We start from the raw sequence: 21,373 nt of genomic DNA on the forward strand, positions 1-21,373 counted from the left end.
ACCCACGCCATCATCCCTTGTCGGCGCCGCTGGTCAGCCCTTCGGTGAGCGACCGCTCGGCAACGCCGTACAGCAGGACGATCGGGACGGTGAGCAGCACCGAGCCTGCCATCAGTACGGTCTTGGGCACCTCGATGCCGTTCGACAGCTGGGACAGACCGAGCGACACGGTCCACAGGTCACGTTTGGCGGTGAGGAAGAGCAAGGCGAAGAGGAACTCGTTCCAGGCGATCATGAACACGTACAGTCCGGTCGACAGGATCGTCGGGAGCGCCAGCGGCGTGATGATGCTGCGCAGGATCCGGTACCGCGACGCGCCGTCCACCATGGCGGCTTCCTCGATACTGATCGGGATCGTGGTCACGTACGTCCGCAGCATGACGATCGAGACCGGAACCGTCTGAGCGATGTAGACGATCACGAGCCCGAGCAGCGACTCGCGGATGCCGAGCGCGGAGAACCCGACGAACAGCGGGATCGCGATGATGATGCTCGGGAAGAGGTAGACGGCCAGGAACAGCGCACTGATCTGACGACGGCCGAAGAACTTCAGCCGCGACAGTGCGTAGGAACCAGGAACCGCGACCAGCAACGTCACGATCCCCGTCGCACTCGCCACGATCGCGGAGTTGCCCATGAAGTGCGCGAACCCCTGACCACCCTGGTCGACCGACTTCAAGACGTTCCGGTACGTCGTCAACGTCAGGTCCTGCAGTGGAATCCAGAGCCGATCCGGATGCAGCAGCAGCTGCTCGATCGGGACGAAACTCAGCTCGACCATGTAGTAGAACGGGAAGATCGTCACCAGGACCAGCAGCACGATGACGACCCAGCGGAGGATACCGAAGACCAGCGTCTGTACGGCGATGCGGCTCACGACTCCTCCGTTCCCCGGCCGGAGAAGAACCTGACGTACACGAACAGGCTGACGGCGAGGATCGCCGACAGTACGAGCGCGTTCGCCGCCGCGCCGCCGATGTCGAAGCTGCCGAGCAACGTGTCGTACACCCGTACGGCGGCAACCTCGGTGCCGGCTCCGCCACCGGTCAGCAAGAAGACGTCGTCGAACTTGTTGAACGTCATGATCAGGCGCAGCACCGACAGCAGTGCGATCACCGGCAGCAGCTGCGGAAGTACGACGAACCGGAACTTCTGCCACGGAGTCGCGCCGTCGACGACCGCTGCTTCCTCGACGTCCTTCGGCAGCCCGACCAGGCGGGCCGTGATGAACAGGAACGCGAACGGGAAGTACCGCCAGATCTCGAAGGCGATCACGGTCATCAGCGCGTACGGCGAGCGGCCGAGGAAGTTCACCGGATCCGACCAGCCGAGGACGTGGGTACCGAACGCGTTCACGATCCCGAACTGCGGATTGAGCATGATCTGCCAGACGAACGCGACCGCGACGACCGGGGCGACATACGGCAGCAGCATGAACGACCGGAACAGTCCCCGGCCGCGGAACGGCGTGCGGAACGAGAGCGCCGCGATCAGCCCGACGAGGATCGAGCCCGCCGTCGAGAAGACCGAGTACACGACCGTCGTCCCGAGCGAGCTCCAGAACTCGCTGTCCTCGAGCACGGCGGTGAAATTGTCCAGCGTGAGCGGATTCGCCAGGCCCTTGGTCGCGATCGTGGTGAAGTCGGTGAGCTGGAACGCGAGGATGACATTCCAGATCACCGGGACCACGATCACGGCAACGATGATGATCGTCACGGGCAGAACCAGAGCCAGTCCGGCCCGGTTGTCACGGCGAGCGGTCGCCGAACGGCGCCGGCGACGCGCCGGAGTCGCCGCCGGTGGCCGTTCGAGGTTCGTGACGGTCATTTCAGCTTTGCCTGCAGCTGGGAGACCTGGTCGGTCGCCTGAGTCGCCGCCTTCTGGGCATCGATGGCGCCGTTGCCGAGCTCACCGATCACCTTCGGGACCACCAACTGTGTGTTCACCGGCCCGAGCAGCGCGCCCTGGCCCTGTGGAATCGCCCATCGGTTGATGCTCTTCGGCGCGTTCTCCAGTGCGGTGATCGTCGCGGCGTCGTAGATGTCGCTGAGCGGCTTCTTGGTGTCGACGCCGGCCTTGAGCGCCTTCCAGCCGGTGCTGAACTTGTTCGGGTCGTTCGCGTCCCCGGTCCGCACCGGCACCTTGCCCTCAGGCGCCATCCCGAGCCACTGCAGGTAGCCGGTGGACATCATGTACTCGACGAACTTCTCCGCGGCATCGACCTTCTTCCCGGTCTTGGCGGAGACGACCCACGACGTGATCTCGCCGTACGTACCGCCGCCTGCTCCCCCGGACGGGCCGCGGATGTCGGTCACGATGCCGGAGTTCTTGGCCAGCCAGGCCGGGTCGGCCTTGCACTGCGGGCAGGTCGGCAGCGCGTCCTTCCGGAGGCCCGCCAGCTCGTCCAGGATGTACGTCGACCAGTCCACCATCGCGGCCTGACCGGCGAAGTAGCTCGCGCGGGTGGTGTCGACGGTCTGCGTGCCCTTGGGCGAGTACTTCTGCGCCAGGTCGCCGTACAGACCCCAGGTCTGTCCACACTCGGAGGAGTTCAGCTTGATCTCGCGGTTTTCGCCGACCAGCTGACAGTTGTTGCCGAGGGCAAGGCTCTCGAAGGTCTGCGACGTGAACACGTCGGCCGGATCGGTGGCCAGTGTGATGCCGTAACGGCCGCCGGTGGTCAGTTTCTGCGCGGCCGTCCGGAGGGTGTCGTACGTCGTCGGCGGCTCGAGCCCGGCCTGCTGGAACAGGTCCTTGCGGTAGACGAGGATCTGCGCGTACGCCGAGTCCGGCACCGCGAGCTGATCGCCGTTGTCCCTGGTCAGGTCGAGGGCCGACGAGGCGAACGTCTTCTCCCCGAGCTTGTCGACGATCGCCTTGGCCGCGTCCTTGTTCGCGATCTTCTGGTCGTTCAGCTGGCGGGTGCTCGACAACGAGATCGCGCCCATCACGTCGGGCAGCTTCCCGGACAGGGCCGACGAGGCGACGAGCTGCGGGAACTGCGCCTCGTCGATCGCGACCAGGTCGACCTTGACGCCGGTCTCCTTCGTGAACGCGGCGGCGATGGCCTTGGTCGTGTTGATGCGGTCCGGCTGGTTCTCCAGCGACCACACGGTGATCGTCTGCGGGGCGCCGGCGTCGCCGCCATCGTCGCTGCCGGAGCATCCGGCCAGCGTCGCCGTAGCCATCGCTGTCACCAGGAGCGCGGCCGCCGCTGTGCGCGAACCCATGATCCCAACTCCTCTCCGAAGGGGCACGACTGGACAGTACTGCAACATCTGCATAGCGTCTATACAGAAGTTGTAAACCGATAGTGCTAATGTCGCCGTCACCGTCAGCGCAAGGAAGTCACACCGTGCCAACACTCCTCAGGTTCTCCGCGCCACGCGTCGTCGAGGTGATCGACGTACCGGCGCCCGCCCTGCTCCCGGGGCAAGTGCGCGTGCGCACGCTGTACTCCGGCATCTCCGCCGGCACTGAACTCACCGCGTACCGCGGAACGAACCCGTACCTGACCCGTCAATGGGACCCGGACATCCGGCTGTTCCGCGACGGCGCCCCGGAGTCGCCCGGCTATCCGCTGGACGGTTGGGGCTACTCCGAGGTCGGCGAGATCATCGAGACCGCTCCGGACGTAGGCGCCGCGGTCTCCGTGGGCGACACCGTCTGGGGTATCTGGGGCCACCGCGGCGAGGCCGTCCTACCGGTCGAGGCGGTCGCGGGACACCAGCTGCCGACCGGCCTCGACCCGCTCGCCGCCGCCTTCGTCCGGGTCGGCGCGGTCGCGCTGAACGGCGTACTCGCGGCCGATCTCGGCGTCGGCTCCACCGTGGCGATCTTCGGCCAAGGCGTGATCGGCCTACTGGCGACTCGCTTTGCGGTCCTGAACGGCGCGACTGTCATCGCGATCGACGCGATCGAGGGTCGCCGGAACCGCGCACTCGCATGGGGCGCGGCGCATGCTCTCGAGCCCGGGGCGGACGTGGCCCTGCGGATCCGTGAGCTGACCGGCGGGCAAGGCACCGACACCGCGATCGAGCTCAGCGGCAACTACGCGGCGCTCCGGGACGCGGTGCGTACAGTGGGCGCGGACGGAACCGTCGTCGCGGCCGGCTTCTACCAGGGCGACGCGGCGTCGCTGCGACTCGGTGACGAGTTCCACCACAACCGCGTGCAGATCCTCGCCTCGCAGATCGGCTCGGTCCCGAACCGGCTGCGCGCCCGCTGGGACGTACCGCGCTTGCAGCGGACCGTGGTCGACACGTTGGCGAAGGGCGCGATCGATACCACTTCGCTGGTCACCCACCGGTACCGACTCGAGGACGCACCGGCGGCGTACGAGATGCTCGACGTCGATCCGGCCGCAGCCCTGCAAGTCGTTCTGGACTTCTCATGACGCCGATCACGCTGCAGGAGCAGCACCTTCCCGGCGCCAGCCTCGAGGAGAAGTTCGAGACCGCGACCGCGTGGGGGTTCGACGGCATCGAACTACGGGCCCAAGGCAACTTCGTGTTCGAGTCCCGGTTGCCGGAGCTGCGGCGGGCGCACGCGAACGGCGTGCTGATGCCCACCGTCTGCGTGGAAATGAGCCACTTCATCGGCGCGTTCGACGACGACCTGCGCCGCGACGCGATCGCCCAGCTGCGCTCGCAGTTGACCGTGATGGCTGAGATCGAGGGCCGCGGCGCGATGACACCGGCGTCGTACGGGATGTTCTCCCGGCGGCTCCCACCGTTCGAACCGCCGCGGTCCGCGGAGGCTGACCACGCCGTTCTCGTAGAAGCGCTGGGGACACTCGGCGAGCACGCCCGCTCGGTCGGCGTCGAGCTCTACCTGGAACCGCTCAACCGGTACGAGGACCACATGGTCAACCGGCTCCAGGACGCTGCCTTGCTGATCAAGGAGGTCGGTCTCGACTCGGTACGCGTCGTCGCCGACACGTACCACATGAACATCGAGGAGGTGGATCCGGCCGCCGCTCTGCAGTCGGTCGCCGACTGCCTCGGGCACGTCCAGGCCAGCGACTCGAACCGGCTGGAGCCCGGTGCCGGACACGTGGACTGGGCGCTGTTCGGCGCAACACTGCGTTCGATCGGGTACGACGGCACCATCGCGGTGGAATCGCGGCTGTCCGGCGAGGCCGCGGCGGTCCTGCCGCGCGTCCCCGCACTCTTGCGGAGGTATCTGTGACCGCCTCGACCACGGTCGCGCGCGCGATCCGCGTCCTGGAAGCGAACTGGAACGGGTCCCACACCCTCCCGGCGACCGGTCTGTACCCGCACCAGTGGAGCTGGGACTCCGGCTTCATCGCGATGGGCCTGCGGCATGTGTCCCCGCGCCGAGCCGGCCAGGAACTCGACTCCCTGCTGGCCGGCCAGTGGGCCGACGGACGCATCCCGCAGATCATCTTCGACCCGCACCGCGACCAGGAGTACTCCCCCGGCGCGGCCTTCTGGCGGTCGGAACTCCTCGACGCGTCGCCGGACGACGTACTGACCGCCGGACTGGTGCAGCCGCCGAACCACGCCTGGGCGGTGTGGAAGATCCACGTCGCCGATCCGGCCGAATCGAGCAGGCGATGGTTCCTGCAGCGGGCGTACCCACGGCTGATCGCCTGGCACGAGTATCTCCTGACCCGTCGAGACCGCGGCCGCAACGGGCTGGCGTGCGTCGTGCATCCGTGGGAATCCGGAACCGACAACTCTCCGCTGTGGGACGACGTACTGCGGACCGTGCCGACCGAGGCGCGGACTCCGATAGAGCGCCCGGACCTGCTGCACGCCGACGCCACGGAACGTCCCACCGAACGGGACTACGGCCGGTACTTCTGGCTCGCGGAACGTTACCGCGACCACAGCTGCGACGACGCCGACCCCGAGTACCCGTTCCTGATGGAGGATCCCGGCTTCAATGCCCTGCTCGCCGTGTCCGAACTCGCACTGGAGCGGATCGCGGGCGAACTCGGCCTCGACGGTACCCCGCACGCCGAACGCGCCCGGCGGATCGTCGACGCGCTCGACACACTGTACGAACCGGCCATCGGCTGCTACACGGCGCGCAACGTCCGCGACGGCAGTCTCGCCACACCCGCAACGGTGAACGGTCTGCTCCCGCTGCTGCTCCCGGACGCGCCGCACACGCCTGAGTTGCTCCACACGCTGCTCGGGCCGCGCTTCCTCGGCAGCGGCGCAGCGCTCGTGCCCAGCTACGACGCGACCGCCGACGACATCGATCCGCAGCTCTACTGGCGCGGTCCCGCCTGGTTCAACATGAACTGGATGATGATCATCGCGCTCTCCAACCTCGGATACACCGAGGTCGCCGGCCGGCTCGCGACGACAGCGGCAGAACTTGCCCGCGGCAACAATTTCCCCGAGTACGTGAACCCCTGGACCGCAACCGCCCACGGCACCCGCAACTTCAGCTGGACAGCGGCACTCTGCCTCGACCTCGCCTCCGGGACCGACCAACCGCTCCTCTAGCTCGACGAGCCGAGCGGCCCAGGTTGAAGTCCTGGCAGTGTTGTCCTTGGCCGCCTGTGCACGACCGCGGGCACCCTCGTGCCCAGTTGTTCGCGGCAACTCCGGGACCGTGATGCGGTCTGTCTCGCCAGGGAGGGTTGTGCGTCAGGTCGTGGTCCGCGGCGTCAGAGCCAGTCACTCTACGATCCCGCCTGAGATCGCCAATTTACCGTGCGTGACCTTCGCGAATGTCAGGCGCGTTATTCGCGAGCTTGCATCTTCCCGACGATGGCTGGTGCTTCTTCAGTTGGTCGTGACTGTGCGTCGCCTCACATGGCTTCGCTGCGGGTCGGTGTCGACGGCCTTCGTGGGGTTTATGGTTTCGGGGATTGCGATAGGGTTTGTGGATGGCTTCGTTGCGGGCGTTGGAGTGTTTGGTGGCGGTCGCGGACTCGGGGTCCATTACCCAGGCGGCGCGGATGCTGCATTCGTCGCAACCTGCTGTGTCGCATCAGCTTGCTGCTCTGGAACGGGAGACCCGGACCGCGCTGATTCGTCGGGAGCCTCGGGGCGTCAAGCTCACGCCGGCTGGTCGAGCGGCGGTTGCCGATGCGAGGCGGGCGATCGAGGCGGCCGCGTCGGCTGTGCGCCTGGCGCGCGCTGCCGGTGATGCTTCCGGTGGATCGCTGCGCCTGGCTTGTGCGCAGAGCTTGACCGTGCCGATGCTCGCCCCTGTCATCCGCGACTGGCACCGTCGGCACCCGCAGGTGGCGATCAGCCTGCGAGAGTCGGTGGTACCGGGCGAGCTCCTCGGACTCGTCGACTCCGACGAGGTCGACATCCTGCTGGTGCCGGGGCCCGTGTCCGAGCACTACACGACAACTCCCGTCGCCGAGGAAGAGATCGTACTGACGGCGCCTAGCAACCATCGCCTGGCCCAGCAGCCGTCAGTGACCTTGGGCGACCTCGACGGCGTTCAGCTCGTTCACTTCGCTGCGGATAACGGTCTGAGCGGCTGGCTCGATCGATCGCTGACCAGCGCCGGCGTTCGCCCCGAGACCGTGATGCGGACGTCGGTCACGGCGGCAGCACCCCAGCTTGCCGCCGCCGGCTTGGGCGTCGCCGTCACCCCGATCAGCGCGGTGAGCGCCGGGCTGCCTGGAGCGGTTCGCTCGTTCTCACCACGCTGGATCAGGCAGCTTGTCGCGGTCTCGCCCGGAGACCTGGACCCGCTCGCCGCCCGGTTCGTCGCCGGCCTGGGCACCCGCGGCGTCCGGGTGCCTCGCGACGTGAAGGCTCAACTCACCGCCGACGACGCACCGGATTCTCCCAAGTAGGCGCGGGGTCAGGCACTGGCCGCCTCCGCGGCGCGGGCCAGGCGTTCGACCCACTCCTGGTGGTAGCGATACAGCGCACCGGGACGCTTGCGCCCGAGCTCCTCGAGAAAGAAGGCGCCCTGCTGGGTTTCCTCGGTCAGTACGTGACAGCCGTCGTCGGTCGGCGTGATCACCCAGCCGTGGTAGGCGCGCGAACCGGTCTCGTCGCCGTCGACCAAGGTCTCCCACGAAAGCCTTCTGAACGGCTCGAACTCCGTCACCTGCAGGCTCATCGGAAACCCCACCGTGACCCGGCTGTACCTGCTTCCGAGCGCCAGTTCCCGCTCACCGCTCAAGATCCTGACCTGGTCCTCGGGGGGAAAGTAGTCAGACCAGTTCTCGGCGTCGACGAGAAGCTCCCAGACCTTCTCGGGCGGGGCTGACACGTCGATGTCATTGAGCGCGTAGATCGCCGATGTCTTCGGGTGGTACTGCTCCGGCCACTTCACCTTGTCATACATCGGTTCCCCTTCTGACTGCCAGCGAGAAGTCGTAGTTCTTTTCGCCCCAGCGGCCCAGGCCCATGACCAGCAGGCCGGTTTCCTCCAGTACGCGCGCCATCACCAGCGGACCGGCGTACACCGCTCGCAGTCCAAGGCTTTCGATGAACGAAGTCACCACGTCCTTTGCCGGACCTTCATTGCCTGCGAAGAGCGCATCCAGCTGTTCGTTGCGGGACAACACGGCACCGAAGATCGTGTTGAACGCCTTGAAAACCTCGGTGGAGTCCCCTGTCACCTCGGCGATCTCCTGCGCTACGGACGTCTCGGCCGCGACATGCCGGCCGCCGTAGTCGCTGAGGTCGAAGGTGTTGGAGATGTCGATGATGATCTTGCCGTCCAACGCTGTGCCGTACTGCTGCACCACCGGGACGGCGTTCTGCCACGGAACCGCGAGGATGACTATGTCCCCGCTCGGGGCGGCGTCCATCGAAACAGCCGTGGATCCGCCTCCAACGGTGCGCGCCAGGGTCGATGCCTTGTCCGTGTCGCGACCGACGAACTCGACAGTGTTTCCACCGGCCACCGCTCGGTCACCCAGAACCTTCGCCATGTTCCCGAGGCCGATGATGCTGATGCTTGCCATGATTGGTGCCTCCTACAGTTGTTGTGCTTGTCGTTCAGTGCTGAACAGCCACGGAGGCCCTGACGGCCTCAAGCCCGGCGGCCTGCGAAACGATCGGCGCGTAGCCGAGTTCGGCTACTGCTTTGTCCGTACGCAGGGTGCACTCCTGCCCCAGGAACCACCGGGCCGGTACTGGAACCACCTCGGCCGCCGTCTTGGCATCGAGCTCAGGAATCGGCCCGTCCACGCCGTAGATCTCGAACTGGGCTTCCAGGAACTCGCGCAGGACGACCCGGTGCTGGTCGGTCACGAAGTAGGCCTCGCCGGGCCGGCCGCGCTGCCATCCGAGCAGCAGTCCTTCGACGACGTTGTCCACGTACGTCACATCGGTCGTGAACCGGCCGCCCTCGATCCATGCGAACTGTCCAGCCTTGGCGGACGCCACGAGGCCCTCGACGAGCATGCTCTCTGGGCCCCAGACGAACCTCGGGCGGATCGACACCGTGGCGAGGTCCGTGGCATTCGCATCGAGCACGATCTTCTCGGCCTCGGCCTTCACCGCTGAATACACGCCCTCCGAATCCGGTCGCAGTGGTGCGGTCTCGTCGGCTTCGACCAGCGGATCGCCCGCGAGGAGCGCGGCTTCGGTTCCGCAGTGGACGAACCGGGGTACGTTGCCGAAGCGCGCCGCGTCCACCGCCGCCAGAGTGCCGCCGACAGACACCAATTCCTGCCGCGCACGATCCGCGGAGATGTCGGTTTCGGCTGCAAGATGGAACAAGACGTCGCTACCGACCACTGCGTCGCGCCAGGTAGTTGCGTCTGGCAACGTACCTCGTACGGGTTCGGCACCGAGGTCGGCCACGACCTCAGCGGACGCGTCGCTCCGTACCAGGGCCCGAACCGAGTGGCCCTCCGCTACGAGCCGGCGCACCAGCGCCCGACCGATGAATCCCGAACCGCCGGTGACAAATGTGCCTGCCATATCGCTCTCCTTTGTGAGTGTTTCTGGATGGGACTAGCGCGCCCAGCGCGGAAAGGCGTGCTGCCTGCCGGCGATGGTCGCGACCGTCGTGGGGATCATGATTGCCAGGGTTGCCCAAGGCACCGAGTTGATACCGAAGCCTGCGAGGAGGACGCCGCCGACGATCCCTCCGGCCGCGATACTCAGATTGAAGACAGTCACCAGGATCGACTGCACAGCATCCGTCGCCGCTGCGCGTACGCCGGCCGTGACGAAGAGTGTGGCGGAGCCACCGAAGCCGAGGCCCCAGACGGCAACACCCAGATAGAGGAGCACCGGGCTCACCTGCGCGAACCCGAGGACGAGAGCCCCGGCGCCGACGACGACCGTGCTGAGGACAATGAGCCGGCGGTGGTGCGGGTCGACGAACGTACCGGTTGCCCAGATGCTGAGCAGCGCGGCAAGGCCGAACGCCAGCAGGACCCATTGGATCTGGCCGCCGACGCCCGCGGCCGCTGTCAGCGGACCGATGTACGTGTACAAGATGTTGTGGGCAATCATGAATCCCGCGACGACCCAAAGAATCGACGCGATGCCACGGGTACGGAGAATTGTCGCGACGGGTACATGGCCGCCCGCCGGCCGGCCCGGAAGGTTGGGCAGAGACAAGAGCACCCAGGCAATCAGAGCGATGCTGACCACTGCCGTTGCAATGAAGGTCACCTCCCACCCGGCCGCGTCTCCGAGCAGAGTGCCCGCCGGAAGCCCGAGCGCGAGCGCGACAGGAATGCCCGCCATCGCGATGGCGATCGCCTTGCCCTGGAAGGCTTCTCCGGCGATCCGGGCCGCGTAGCCGCCGATGTTCGACCAGATCAGTCCCGCTCCGACACCGGCGACCACACGCGCAACGAGGATCAACGCGAAGCTGTTGGCGAGTCCCACGACCGCGTTGGCCACAGCGAAGGTGATCAGCGCCGCAACCAGTACGGAGCGGCGCCCTCGCGTCTTCAGTGCCGCATTGAGCGGGATGGCGGTGAGCGCTGTCGCCAAGGCATACACCGTGATGGTCTGGCCCACGGCGGATTCCGAGCGTTCGAGGCTTTGGGACATGCCCTGCAGCAGCCCGGCGGGGATCGTCTCGTTGATGATTCCCAGGAATCCTGCCGCGAACAGGGCCAGCAGGCCGCCCAGCGGGAGGCGCACCTTTTCCTTGACGAGGGACTCTTCGTTCGTCGCTGACGACATGATTGCCTTCCGGTGAAATCGTGATGGGCCCTTACAGTTCGGACTCAACGCGAGCCGACTCGGCGGCAATACCAGGACTAACCGTCGAAACGTTTGGGTGCGGTATTCATCCCTTCGATGGGTCGGCCAGGTGCGCGATCCGGCCGGTTCCGGTCACTCGCCGCAGATCCATCGACGGCCGACGTCTCACGCTGCTAAGAAGGCGACATGCTTGCCATCGACAGGAAAGCCGTGGTGACCCGGCACCGGGTGTTGCGCGACGCAATCAACACCCACAGCCCGCTCCAGGTCGGCAACGGCCGGTTCGCCTTCGGGGTCGACGTCACGGGCCTGCAGACGTTCGTGCCGTTCAACACGATGTCGGAGTGGGGATGGCACAGCTTCCCGTTGCCGCCCGGACAGCAGCCATCGGATTTCCACGGCGAGGTCTGGGACACCCACGGCCGCGCGGTCGAGTACCCCATCCCGAACCCGGCCCAACCTGAACAGTCCCGCTGGCTCTATGCCAACCCGGCGCGCATCAACCTCGGCCGCGTCGGCCTGGAGCTCACCCTCCCCGACGGCCGTATCGCCGTCGCCGACGACCTGACGGCCATCCGGCAGGAGCTCGATCTGTGGACCGGCATCATCGACAGCCACTTCGAGTTGGCCGGCGAACCGGTACACGTCCGCACCTGCTGTCACCCCGACCAGGACGCCGTCGCCGTGGAGATCGACTCACCTCTAGTCGCGGTCGGCCGGCTGGCCGTCTTCCTCGATTTCCCGTACGCCGATCAGCAGGAATTCGCGGAACAGGTCGGGACGTACGGCGAGCCGGATGCCCATCAGACGACGGCGACGACGTACGCCAACCGTGCCGACATCACCCATCGGATGGACTCCACCGAGTACCACGTCGAGATTGTCTGGGAGGGTCGCGGCGTCTTCGCGAGCGCGGAGGCGGACGGCGGCGAGCTTGTTGCCCGCGACAACGAAGCTCTGTCGATCGGTGCCGCCGGCCGGCATCGCTACCGGCTCGGCGCAGTCGGCGGGACCGATCGGCTGCACTTCGTCTGCACGTACGCCCCGGCTCCGGCGGCACAGTCTTCTTCGGCCGATGTGTCGACTGCGGAGACGTTCGCGGCGAGCACTCGCGGCTGGCGGCAGTACTGGCTGTCCGGCGGCGCGGTCGATCTGTCCGAGAGCAAGGACCCGCGCTGGCATGAGCTGGAGCGACGGATCGTACTCTCGCAGTACTTGCTGCGCGTCAACGAAGCAGGCTCACTGCCACCGCAGGAGTCCGGCCTCGTCAACAACAGCTGGCACGGCAAGTTCCACATGGAGATGTACTGGTGGCACGGTGCGCACTGGGCGCTGTGGAACCGCTGGCCGATCCTCGAACGCAGCCTGACCGTCTTCGACCGCTTCCACGACTCGGCGCGGGAACGCGCGCAGCAGCAGGGCTTCCAGGGTGCACGGTGGCCGAAGTGCACGACGGCCGATGGCAGGGAGGCCCCGCACGTCATCCATGCCCTGCTGATGTGGCAGCAACCGCACCCGATCTTTCTGGCCGAGCTGGACTACCAGGCGCATCCCACCGAGGCCACGCTGCGGAAGTGGCACGACATCGTTGCCGACACCGCCGACTTTCTCGCCTCCTGGGCGTTCTGGGACGACAGCACGAGCCGGTACGTACTCGGCCCGCCGATGCATCTCGTGTCGGAGAACACCGATCCCAAGACCACCCAGAACCCCACCTTCGAGCTCTCGTACTGGAGGTTCGGCCTCCGGATCGCGCAACAGTGGCGCGAACGGCTGGGATTGCCCTGCAACCCCGAATGGCAGCGCGTCCACGACAGGCTCGCGGCACTACCGGTCCAGGACGATTCCTACGTTCTGTACGAGGGTGTCGAGAACATGTGGACGGAGAAGAACTACGAGCACCCGGCGCTGATCGGCGCATTCGGCTGGCTGCCGGGTGACGGCGTCGGCATCCCCACGATGGGCCGCACCGCTGACCGGGTCTTCACCGGCTGGAGGTTCTCACGCACCTGGGGCTGGGACTTCCCGATGCTGGCGATGTCCGCCGCGCGTCTCGGACGCCCGGACGACGCGGTCGACTTCCTGCTGCACCCGTCGGCCGGCTTCCAGTTCGACGACGCCGGCCTGGCCAGCGGCGGACCGTTCCCCTACTTCCCGAGCAACGGCGCCCTCCTCTACGCCGTCGCCTTCATGACCGCTGGCTGGCACGGTGCGCCGGACCACCACGCCCCCGGATTCCCCGCCGACGACCGCTGGGTGGTGCGCTCCGAGGGCCTCGCCCCAGCCCTGTGACGCCCCTCGTTCGCTGAAAGGTCAGCCTGAGCCCGACTCGCGGGCACGGTGCGTGTAGGTGCGGGGCAGCTAACTACCGGGACGGGCCTTGTCAGGCGAGGGTGGCGAGGTCGGTTGGGGTGAGTTGGATGGCGCCGGCGGCGAGGTTTTCCTCGAGGTGGGACGGGTTGCCGGTGCCGGGGATGGCCAGGACGTTCGGGCCTTGATGGAGGGTCCAGGCGAGGCGGATCTGTTGTGGTGAGGCGCCGTGCTGTGCTGCGAGCTTCTCCACGGCCGCGGAGTGGTCGGCATCCGCGCCGGTCTCGCGCTGCGCACCGGCGATCGCGAAGAACGGCACGTACGCGATGCCCCGCTCCGCGCACTGCCGGATCAGCTCGTCCTCCTCGCCGCGCAGGTCGATCGCGTAGCTGTTCTGTACGCACGTCACCGGCGCGATGGCCAGCGCCTCGTCGAGATGGTCGCTGCGTACGTTCGAGATCCCGAGCCGGCGGATCAGGCCGGCGTCGCGCAGGTCCGCGAGCGCGCCGAACCGCTCCGCGATCGAGTCGGCGCCCGGCTTCTTCATGATCCGCAGGTTCACCACGTCCAGGTTGTCGACGGCGAGCTGCCGCAGGTTCGTCTCGACCTGGGCGCGCAGCTCGGCCGCGGTCGCCGCGTGGTGGAAACCGCGCTCGGGATTCTCGCCCGGCCCGACCTTGGTGGTGATGACGAGGTCATCCGGGTACGGCGCCAGTGCCTCGCGGATCAACTCGTTGGCGTACCGGACCTCGCCCTCGCCGACGCCGAGCGTCCCACCCGGCGACCGGTAGAACGCGGCCGTGTCGATGTGATTCACCCCGAGCTCGACCGCCCGGCGCAGGACCTTGATCGCGACCGAGCGATCGGGATTCGGGGTGATCCGCATGGCGCCGAAGCCCATCCGGTGGACGGTGACGTCGCCGAGCGTCCAGTCCCCGGCGGCGGCTGCTGTGATGTTCATTCCTCGACTGCTCCTCTGGTCCGTACGGAGATGATTCGGGAAGGCCGACTTCGAGCGCCCGATGATCGAGCAGCTGCTGCGCTCGTCGATCTGAAGGTGCCCTGACAAACGCAAAGGCTGGGACCCGGTTCATCCCGGAAGTCCCAGCCTTGTCTACCTCGGTAATTATCTCACCCCCTGAACGTCGGTACCAAACCGGCTGTCAGAGGTTGGGCAGGATCTGTTCGAAGAACACGCGGTCGGAGGTGAAGACCGGCTCGAGTTGGGAGAACTCGCGGGCGGTGACCCATCTGGCGTCGCTGACCTCTCCCGGATGGATGACCAGGTTGCCTTCTTCAGGTTCGGCGGTCCACCAGTGCAGGATGAATGCGGCGTCGTCGGTCTGTGATTCCCAGACCTTGGCGATGGGTGTCACCGTGAGGCCGACTTCCTCACGTACCTCCCGGACCAGGGCTTCTGCCTGCGTTTCGCCAGGATCGAGCTTGCCGCTGAGCGGAGCCCAATAGCCCGGTAGCCGGACCGTCGGGCCGCGCTGAATGACGAGCACCCGTCCGGATCGTCGCACCACCGCGACAATCGCCTCTCGCTGATCCATCACGTACCTCCGCTGGTTGTTCCGGGGCTCAACTGGCGACGGCGTCCAGCGGCGTGGGGATGCGCGACAGGAAAGCGCTGACGGCGTCGCCGAACTCCTGATGGTGGGTGAGGTAGAGGTCGTGGCCGGCGCCATCGACGGTCACCAGCTCAGTGCCTGGCCGCCGTTCGATCATCTCCATCGCGTGATCCAGCGGGACGACAGGGCTGTCGCCACCCCGGACGAGGAGTGCGGGCTGATCGCTTCCGGTCCAGTCGTCCCACCACGTACCGATCACGCCCCGCTTGGTCGCATGCATGGCTGCGGGCCGCCAGTGGAAGCCCCAGCCGCGCTCGTCCTCGAACGCGCTCTCCTGGAAGTGGTCGACCGACCCGAAGCCCCGCACCTTCTCACCGATCGCGAGCTGGAGAGCTCGCAAGGTCGGGAACCGTTCCGGAAACTCGTCGAGCCAGGGGTTGGTGAAGTCGCCGACCTCGACCGGTACGTCGACGGCGACGAAGGCCCGTACCAAATCGGGTCGCCGGGCGGCGAGCTGATAGGCGTTGAGAGCACCGAGGGAGTGACCGACGACGACCGCGGGACCGATCCCGAGCGCCTCGATGGCGTCTGCGGCGTCGGCGAGGAAGGCCTCCCGCCCGTACTCCCCGGGCTCGTCCGACAGGCCATGACCACGCTGGTCGAGGCCGATGACGCGCCAGGCCGGACCGAGGCGGTCGGCGAGAGTCATCCAGGCGCGTCCGCGCCCGAACGTGCCGTGGAGAGCGAGGATCGGATCGCCGGAGCCGCCGGTGTCCACGTAGGCGAGCCGGACGTTGTCGCGAGTTGAGAGCTGTCTTGTCTGCATGCTTTGACTCTAATCGAGGCACTCGATTCGAGTCAACACTTTTCGAGTCGGGTCGATAAGATGGCAGGATGCTGACCTTGAGCATCCTCGGCTTCCTGTACGAGCGGCCGATGCATGCGTACGAACTCCGGCGAAAGCTCTCCGGGCTGTCCGGACACATCCGCCCGGTCAGCGACGGCGCGCTCTATCCGGCGATCAACAGGCTGGAGAAGGCGGGCCAACTCACCCGCCATCAGGAGCCGGGCAGCGGGGCGACGCCGCGCCAGGTCCTCTCGCTCACGGAGGCGGGCCGGGACGAGCTCATGCGCCGCCTGGCCGAGCCCGCCGAGGTGGAGCTCACCGACCGGAACTCGTTCCTGACGCTGCTCGCCTTCCTCGGATACCTGAAGGATCCGGCGGATCAGGTGCGCGTACTTCGCCGGCGGCTGGAGTTCTACGAGCAGCCCGCGAGCTACTTCTACGACGACGGCCGGCCGATGCGCGCGGCGGAGATGACCGATCCGTTCCGCAAGGCCATGCTGACCCTCGCCGCAACAACCAAAAAAGCGGACATGGAGTGGCTCCGAACCACCATCGAAGACCTCTCCAACACCTCCCGCTGACCGCACGCACCAACCCCGCGGTCCTGGCCATGCTCTGTCGGTGAGCCTTCCGGCTTCTGCGCGACATCGGCGAGGGCGAGGCGTCACGATCTGGTTACTGGTGTAACGCGGGGCTGGGTTGTGGCGATTAGCGGGGCACAGAGCCACGGAGGCTTGCGACTACAGGTGTGCCGGGAAGTCTGGTCGGCGACGTCCTGCCCTATGCCCGAACACCAGGAGTCCATCGTGCTCAATCCTCTTCGCCCGGTTGCGATCGCCGGCGCCGCGCTCGTCCTGACCTTGGCCGGCTGCTCCGGCGGCTCCGGTAAGGGGTCGGCCGCTCCGTCGGCGAGCAGTTCCGTTACGACGAGCACGACCAGTACGACGCCCACGCTCGCGTCGACGACCTCTGCGACGCCGGCCGCAACACCCACAGTTGCGCCGTCGACGCCCGCGCCGAAGGCGGTACGTACCGCTGCCGAGCTCACCAAGGCCCTTCTGGTGCTGACCGACCTGCCGGCGGGGTTCTCGATCGACAAGGACACCGCTGACGACGGACCTGCCGTGACCGTCTCGTCGAAGGACTCGCGCTGCGCCCGCCTCGTCGCGCTCACGAATGCCGACAACCCGCCCGGTTCCAAGTCGTCCGCTGCCCGGTCGTACTCCGGCGGCGCGCAAGGACCGTTCATCGATGAAAGCCTCGACTGGATGGGTTCGACCACCGCGGTGGCTGCACTGCAACGGTCCTTCCAGAAGGCCGTCGCGAGCTGCCGGACGATGTCCCTGACGATCCCCGGCGAGGGCCGCTCACCGATCAGCGTCAGCCAGGTCTCGGCGCCCAAGGCGGGAACCAATCCGTTCGCCGTACGCTTCAGCGCCACCGGCGGACCGCTCGACGGCCTCGAGGTGACCATGGTCACCACCGGCGTCGACGACGTCGTACTCGCCGTCACCGTCGTCGCCGGCGCCCCGGAAGACATCGACGGTGCGACCACCATCGCAGCAACAAAGGCGAAGGCCGCCTTGAGCACCGGCTCCGGAACCTGACCCAGCCGCCGGCCAACGCTCTCCGGACCGCCCGCAGCCCGGCTGCATTGCGGAGCCAGGCTCTGGGCCACGTCCGGTGGCGTGTCGTTGCCGGACGTCGGCCATAAGCCCAGTCACAGGTTCGCCGATCGTCGCCGTATCCGCCGTGGACCCGGAGCGGCAGAGTCGAGGTCGCGGGGGCAACCACGACGGGAGCGGCCACATGACCTTGACAACTGCGGTAGATCATCGCGGCCGGCGGCCGGTCCTGGTCGGCGTCGACGGTTCGGCCTCCGCGCAGGCGGCGCTCGCCTGGGCGGCGGTTGAGGCCTCGTACCGGCATTGTCCGCTGCACGTCGTTCACACCTTCAGCTGGCCGGTCATCGCGGACCCGTTCGGCCTCGACCTGACCGAACCCATGAACGACAGCAGGCGCGCGGCAGCCCCCGACGTCAGAGTGACCGCCGAACTGTTCAGCGGCGCGGCCGCACCGACCCTGCTCAGCCAGGCACACGCCGCCCAACTGGTTGTCGTCGGCAGTCGGGGTCTCGGCGGCTTCCGCGGGCTGCTCGTCGGCTCGGTCAGCGCCACCGTTGCTGCGCACGCCCCGTGCCCGGTGATCGTCGTCCACCCGCACCGCGACGGCACCGCGTTCCCCGTCTCGCCGGTCGGCCGGGTGGTCGTCGGCGTGGACGGGTCGGACGTCTCGGCGGCCGCGATCCGGTTCGCATTCCAGGAGGCCGAACGCCGCCGCGTCGGCATCACCGCCGTACACGCGGCGATGCCGACCCGACAGCATCCATCCCTGCAGGTCCCCGCGGACATCGTCGAGCAGGTCGACCAGCAACTGTTCGCCGCCGCGATGGAGAGCGAACGAGTTCTGGTCCCGGGCATCGACGTGGAAACGAAGCTGGTGCACAGTCACCCCGCCCAGGCTCTGATCGACGAAGCCGACGGCGCGGAGCTGATCGTGGTCGGATCACGCGGGCGTGGCGGCTTCACCGGGATGCTTCTGGGATCGGTCAGTCAGGCCGTACTGCACCATGCTCCGTGCCCGGTCGCCGTGGTCCACCCGCACCGGACGAGGGCTACGAAACGCTCGCCTGCGCACCAGTTCGCCGATCTGGAGGAGCAGGCATGACGCCGACGCCGCAAGGCCTGCCCGAGAGTCTGGGGCTGCATAGTCAGCTGCTCGATCTGGATCCCTCGGAGACCCAGGAGTGGCTGGAATCGCTGGACCAGGTCGTGGACCACGCCGGGCAGAACAGGGCCAGGTACTTGATGCTCAGCATTCTGCAGCGGGCCAGGGACCGGCGCGTCGGGGTCGCGAACCTGCTCAGTACCGATTACCTCAACACGATCGCTCCCGAGGCCGAGCCCGAGTTCCCGGGTGACGAGTACATCGAGCGGCGGATCCGGGCGTACAACCGCTGGAACGCTGCGGTGATGGTGCATCGGGCGCAGCGGCCGGGTGTCGGCGTGGGTGGACACATCTCCACGTACGCCTCGGCGGCTGCCCTGTACGAGGTTGGCTTCAACCACTTCTTCCACGGCCACGATGCGCCGGGCGGAGCCGATCAGATCTACTTCCAGGGCCATGCCTCGCCGGGGATCTACGCGCGGGCGTTCCTGGAGGGTCGGCTGAGCAGCGATCAGCTCGACGGGTTCCGTCAGGAGTTCTCGTACGCCGGCCTCGGCGGCGGACTGCCGTCGTACCCGCATCCGCGGCTGATGCCTGACTTCTGGGAGTTCCCGACCGTGTCGATGGGACTCGGGCCGATCAACGCGATCTATCAGGCCCGGTTCAACCGGTACCTGCACCATCGCGGCCTCAAGGACACCAGCGGCCAGCGGGTCTGGGCGTTCCTGGGCGACGGCGAGATGGACGAGCCCGAAGCCCTCGGGGCGATCGGGGTGGCGGCCCGCGAGGAGCTGGACAACCTCACCTTCGTGATCAACTGCAACTTGCAACGCCTGGACGGCCCGGTCCGCGGGAACGGCAAGATCATCCAGGAACTGGAGTCGTACTTCCGTGGCGCCGGCTGGAACGTCATCAAGGTGATCTGGGGCCGCGAATGGGACCCGCTGCTCGCCGCCGACACTGACGGCGCATTGCTCAACCTGATGAACACGACCCCCGACGGGGACTTCCAGACCTACAAGGCCGAGTCCGGTGCGTTCGTCCGCGAACACTTCTTCGGCCGGGATCCCCGGACGGCCGCGATGGTCGAACACCTGTCGGACAACGACATCTGGAACCTCAAGCGCGGCGGCCACGACTACCGCAAGCTGTACGCCGCCTACCGGGCCGCGACCGCGCACACCGGGCAGCCGACGGTGATCCTGGCCAAGACGATCAAGGGCTGGACGCTCGGGTCGCATTTCGAGGGCCGCAACTCCACCCACCAGATGAAGAAGCTGACTCTCGAGGACCTGAAGGGCTTCCGCGACAGGCTGTTCCTGGAGATCCCCGACAAGGACCTCGACGCGGTCACGCCGCCGTACTATCGGCCGCCGAAGGCCTCACCCGAGCTGGAGTACCTGCACGAGCGGCGCCGCGCCCTCGGTGGCTACCTGCCGGCCCGTACGGTCCACAACGCACCGCTCGCGCTTCCCGGCGAGTCGGCGTACGAGGTAGCGCGCCGCGGCTCGGGCCGTCAGCAGGTCGCCACGACGATGGCGTTCGTCCGGCTGCTCAAGGAGCTGATGAAGGACCCGGAGATCGGCCACCGGTTCGTACCGATCATCCCCGACGAGGCCCGTACGTTCGGGCTGGACTCGCTCTTCCCGTCCAAGAAGATCTACTCCCCGCACGGGCAGACGTACCTGTCGGTGGACCGGGACCAGATGCTCAGCTACGCCGAGGACGTCCACGGCGTCCTCCTGCACGAGGGCATCACCGAGGCCGGCTCCGCAGCGTCCTGGATCGCGGCCGGCACCTCGTACGCCACGCACGGCGAGCCGATGATCCCGCTGTACATCTTCTACTCGATGTTCGGGTTCCAGCGCACCGGTGACCAACTCTGGGCCGCGGCCGACCAGATGACCCGGGGCTTCCTGCTCGGCGCGACCGCGGGACGTACGACTCTCAACGGTGAAGGCCTGCAACACCAGGACGGCCAGTCGTTGCTGCTGGCATCGACCAACCCCGCGTGCCTCGCCTACGACGCCGCCTATGCGTTCGAGCTCGGCCACATCACCGCTGACGCGCTCCGGCGCATGTACGGAGAACCGCGGGCCGGCGAGGACCAGAACGTGTTCTACTACCTGACCCTCTACAACGAGCCGATTGCCCAACCGTCCGAGCCCGCCGATGTCGATATCGACGGGATCCTCGCCGGCATGCACCGCTACTCTCCCGCTCCCGAAGGAGACGGCCCAAAGGCGCAGATCCTTGCCTCCGGCATCGCGATGCCCTGGGCAATGAAAGCGCAACATCTCCTGCAGACCGAGTGGGGAGTCCGCGCCGACGTGTGGTCCGTGACGTCCTGGACCCAGCTTCGTCGGGACGCGCTCGCCGCCGATGAATGGAACCACTCGTACCCCGACCAGCCTCCCCGGATCCCCTATGTCACAAGGCGACTGGACGAAACCACAGGACCCGTCCTCGCGGTCTCGGACTGGATGCGCGCAGTGCCCGACCAAATCGCGCCCTTCGTCCGCAGGCCCTGGACGTCGCTGGGCACCGACGGATTCGGCCACTCCGACACCCGCGATGCATTACGCCGCCACTTCGGCATCGACGCCGAGGCAATCGTCGTACGGACACTGCAGCAGCTGGCCGAATGCGGCGACCTGGAAGGAGCACATCATGACAACTGAGTGCCTCCTCGCCGCGACCCTCGCCCTGACCCGGATTTGTATCGCGGGACGATAGGCTTGGAGAGAATCGGCCCTCCGGGGCAGCCACTGAGGACGTGATTC

At 67.2% G+C, this 21,373-nt stretch carries 19 protein-coding genes; 9 read left to right on the forward strand and 10 right to left on the reverse strand.

Features of this window, described 5'->3' with window-relative positions; genetic code table 11:
- Nucleotides 1-10: 10 nt before the first annotated feature.
- Genes ACGFI6_RS02905 through ACGFI6_RS02915 form a run of 3 tightly spaced genes read right to left on the reverse strand, consistent with a single transcriptional unit; the run spans nt 11 to nt 3,230 of the window.
- Nucleotides 11-877, reverse strand: coding sequence for a carbohydrate ABC transporter permease (locus tag ACGFI6_RS02905; protein WP_393114861.1), 867 nt, complete (start codon nt 875-877; stop codon nt 11-13).
- Complete coding sequence (locus tag ACGFI6_RS02910) at nt 874-1,827, reverse strand: carbohydrate ABC transporter permease (RefSeq protein WP_393114862.1); 954 nt, start codon at nt 1,825-1,827, stop codon at nt 874-876. The genes ACGFI6_RS02905 and ACGFI6_RS02910 overlap by 4 nt, the downstream gene beginning before the upstream one ends.
- Nucleotides 1,824-3,230, reverse strand: coding sequence for an ABC transporter substrate-binding protein (locus ACGFI6_RS02915; protein ID WP_393114863.1), 1,407 nt, complete (start codon nt 3,228-3,230; stop codon nt 1,824-1,826). The genes ACGFI6_RS02910 and ACGFI6_RS02915 overlap by 4 nt, the downstream gene beginning before the upstream one ends.
- Nucleotides 3,231-3,355: 125 nt before the next feature.
- Between ACGFI6_RS02915 and ACGFI6_RS02920 the strand changes: the two genes are divergently transcribed.
- From ACGFI6_RS02920 to ACGFI6_RS02935, 4 genes are all read left to right on the forward strand, one after another.
- Nucleotides 3,356-4,396, forward strand: coding sequence for a zinc-binding dehydrogenase (locus tag ACGFI6_RS02920; protein ID WP_393114864.1), 1,041 nt, complete (start codon nt 3,356-3,358; stop codon nt 4,394-4,396).
- Nucleotides 4,393-5,190, forward strand: coding sequence for a sugar phosphate isomerase/epimerase family protein (locus ACGFI6_RS02925; RefSeq protein ID WP_393114865.1), 798 nt, complete (start codon nt 4,393-4,395; stop codon nt 5,188-5,190). Before ACGFI6_RS02920 ends, ACGFI6_RS02925 begins: the two co-directional genes overlap by 4 nt.
- Nucleotides 5,187-6,482 (forward strand): hypothetical protein, encoded by a 1,296-nt coding sequence (locus ACGFI6_RS02930; protein WP_393114866.1) that lies wholly within the window; start codon nt 5,187-5,189, stop codon nt 6,480-6,482. The genes ACGFI6_RS02925 and ACGFI6_RS02930 overlap by 4 nt, the downstream gene beginning before the upstream one ends.
- Nucleotides 6,483-6,868: 386 nt before the next feature.
- Nucleotides 6,869-7,798, forward strand: coding sequence for a LysR substrate-binding domain-containing protein (locus ACGFI6_RS02935; protein WP_393114867.1), 930 nt, complete (start codon nt 6,869-6,871; stop codon nt 7,796-7,798).
- Nucleotides 7,799-7,806: 8 nt separating this feature from the next.
- Here the strand turns inward: ACGFI6_RS02935 and ACGFI6_RS02940 are convergent, their stop codons facing one another.
- From ACGFI6_RS02940 to ACGFI6_RS02955, 4 genes are read right to left on the reverse strand one after another with little or no spacing between them, the layout of a single operon-like run.
- On the reverse strand, nt 7,807-8,298 hold the full coding sequence (locus tag ACGFI6_RS02940; RefSeq protein WP_393114869.1) for an SRPBCC domain-containing protein: 492 nt from the start codon (nt 8,296-8,298) through the stop codon (nt 7,807-7,809).
- Nucleotides 8,291-8,923, reverse strand: a complete 633-nt coding sequence (locus tag ACGFI6_RS02945) for an NADPH-dependent F420 reductase (RefSeq protein WP_393114871.1) — start codon at nt 8,921-8,923, stop codon at nt 8,291-8,293. The genes ACGFI6_RS02940 and ACGFI6_RS02945 overlap by 8 nt, the downstream gene beginning before the upstream one ends.
- Nucleotides 8,924-8,957: 34 nt before the next feature.
- Entirely contained in the window at nt 8,958-9,887 is a 930-nt protein-coding gene (locus tag ACGFI6_RS02950) for an NAD-dependent epimerase/dehydratase family protein (protein WP_393114872.1), read from the reverse strand.
- A gap of 33 nt (nt 9,888-9,920) precedes the next feature.
- Entirely contained in the window at nt 9,921-11,111 is a 1,191-nt protein-coding gene (locus ACGFI6_RS02955; protein WP_393114873.1) for an MFS transporter, read from the reverse strand.
- A 207-nt stretch (nt 11,112-11,318) separates the two neighbouring features.
- On the opposite strand from ACGFI6_RS02955, the gene ACGFI6_RS02960 reads away from it, so the two are divergent.
- The gene (locus ACGFI6_RS02960) at nt 11,319-13,424 is read left to right on the forward strand and encodes a hypothetical protein (protein ID WP_393114875.1); all 2,106 of its coding nucleotides are present in this window, start codon (nt 11,319-11,321) and stop codon (nt 13,422-13,424) included.
- Between the two features lie 91 nt (nt 13,425-13,515).
- Here the strand turns inward: ACGFI6_RS02960 and ACGFI6_RS02965 are convergent, their stop codons facing one another.
- From ACGFI6_RS02965 to ACGFI6_RS02975, 3 genes are all read right to left on the reverse strand, one after another.
- The gene (locus ACGFI6_RS02965) at nt 13,516-14,403 is read right to left on the reverse strand and encodes an aldo/keto reductase (RefSeq protein ID WP_393114877.1); all 888 of its coding nucleotides are present in this window, start codon (nt 14,401-14,403) and stop codon (nt 13,516-13,518) included.
- Between the two features lie 202 nt (nt 14,404-14,605).
- Nucleotides 14,606-14,998, reverse strand: coding sequence for an NUDIX domain-containing protein (locus ACGFI6_RS02970; RefSeq protein WP_393114878.1), 393 nt, complete (start codon nt 14,996-14,998; stop codon nt 14,606-14,608).
- A gap of 28 nt (nt 14,999-15,026) precedes the next feature.
- The gene (locus tag ACGFI6_RS02975; protein ID WP_393114879.1) at nt 15,027-15,842 is read right to left on the reverse strand and encodes an alpha/beta fold hydrolase; all 816 of its coding nucleotides are present in this window, start codon (nt 15,840-15,842) and stop codon (nt 15,027-15,029) included.
- A gap of 68 nt (nt 15,843-15,910) precedes the next feature.
- Between ACGFI6_RS02975 and ACGFI6_RS02980 the strand changes: the two genes are divergently transcribed.
- The 4 genes from ACGFI6_RS02980 (at nt 15,911) to aceE (ending at nt 21,271) form a co-directional block, all read left to right on the forward strand.
- Complete coding sequence (locus ACGFI6_RS02980) at nt 15,911-16,444, forward strand: PadR family transcriptional regulator (RefSeq protein WP_393114880.1); 534 nt, start codon at nt 15,911-15,913, stop codon at nt 16,442-16,444.
- 225 nt (nt 16,445-16,669) lie between these two features.
- Nucleotides 16,670-17,470, forward strand: coding sequence for a hypothetical protein (locus ACGFI6_RS02985; RefSeq protein WP_393114882.1), 801 nt, complete (start codon nt 16,670-16,672; stop codon nt 17,468-17,470).
- Nucleotides 17,471-17,672: 202 nt separating this feature from the next.
- Nucleotides 17,673-18,590 carry a universal stress protein gene (locus ACGFI6_RS02990; RefSeq protein ID WP_393114883.1) on the forward strand — a complete coding sequence of 306 codons (918 nt, stop codon included), beginning with the start codon at nt 17,673-17,675 and terminating at the stop codon, nt 18,588-18,590.
- Nucleotides 18,587-21,271, forward strand: a complete 2,685-nt coding sequence (gene aceE / locus ACGFI6_RS02995; protein WP_393114884.1) for a pyruvate dehydrogenase (acetyl-transferring), homodimeric type — start codon at nt 18,587-18,589, stop codon at nt 21,269-21,271. Before ACGFI6_RS02990 ends, aceE begins: the two co-directional genes overlap by 4 nt.
- Nucleotides 21,272-21,373: the final 102 nt, after the last annotated feature.

Origin of the sequence: Kribbella sp. NPDC048928 (assembly GCF_043197975.1) — a bacterium.
Taxonomy (GTDB): domain Bacteria; phylum Actinomycetota; class Actinomycetes; order Propionibacteriales; family Kribbellaceae; genus Kribbella.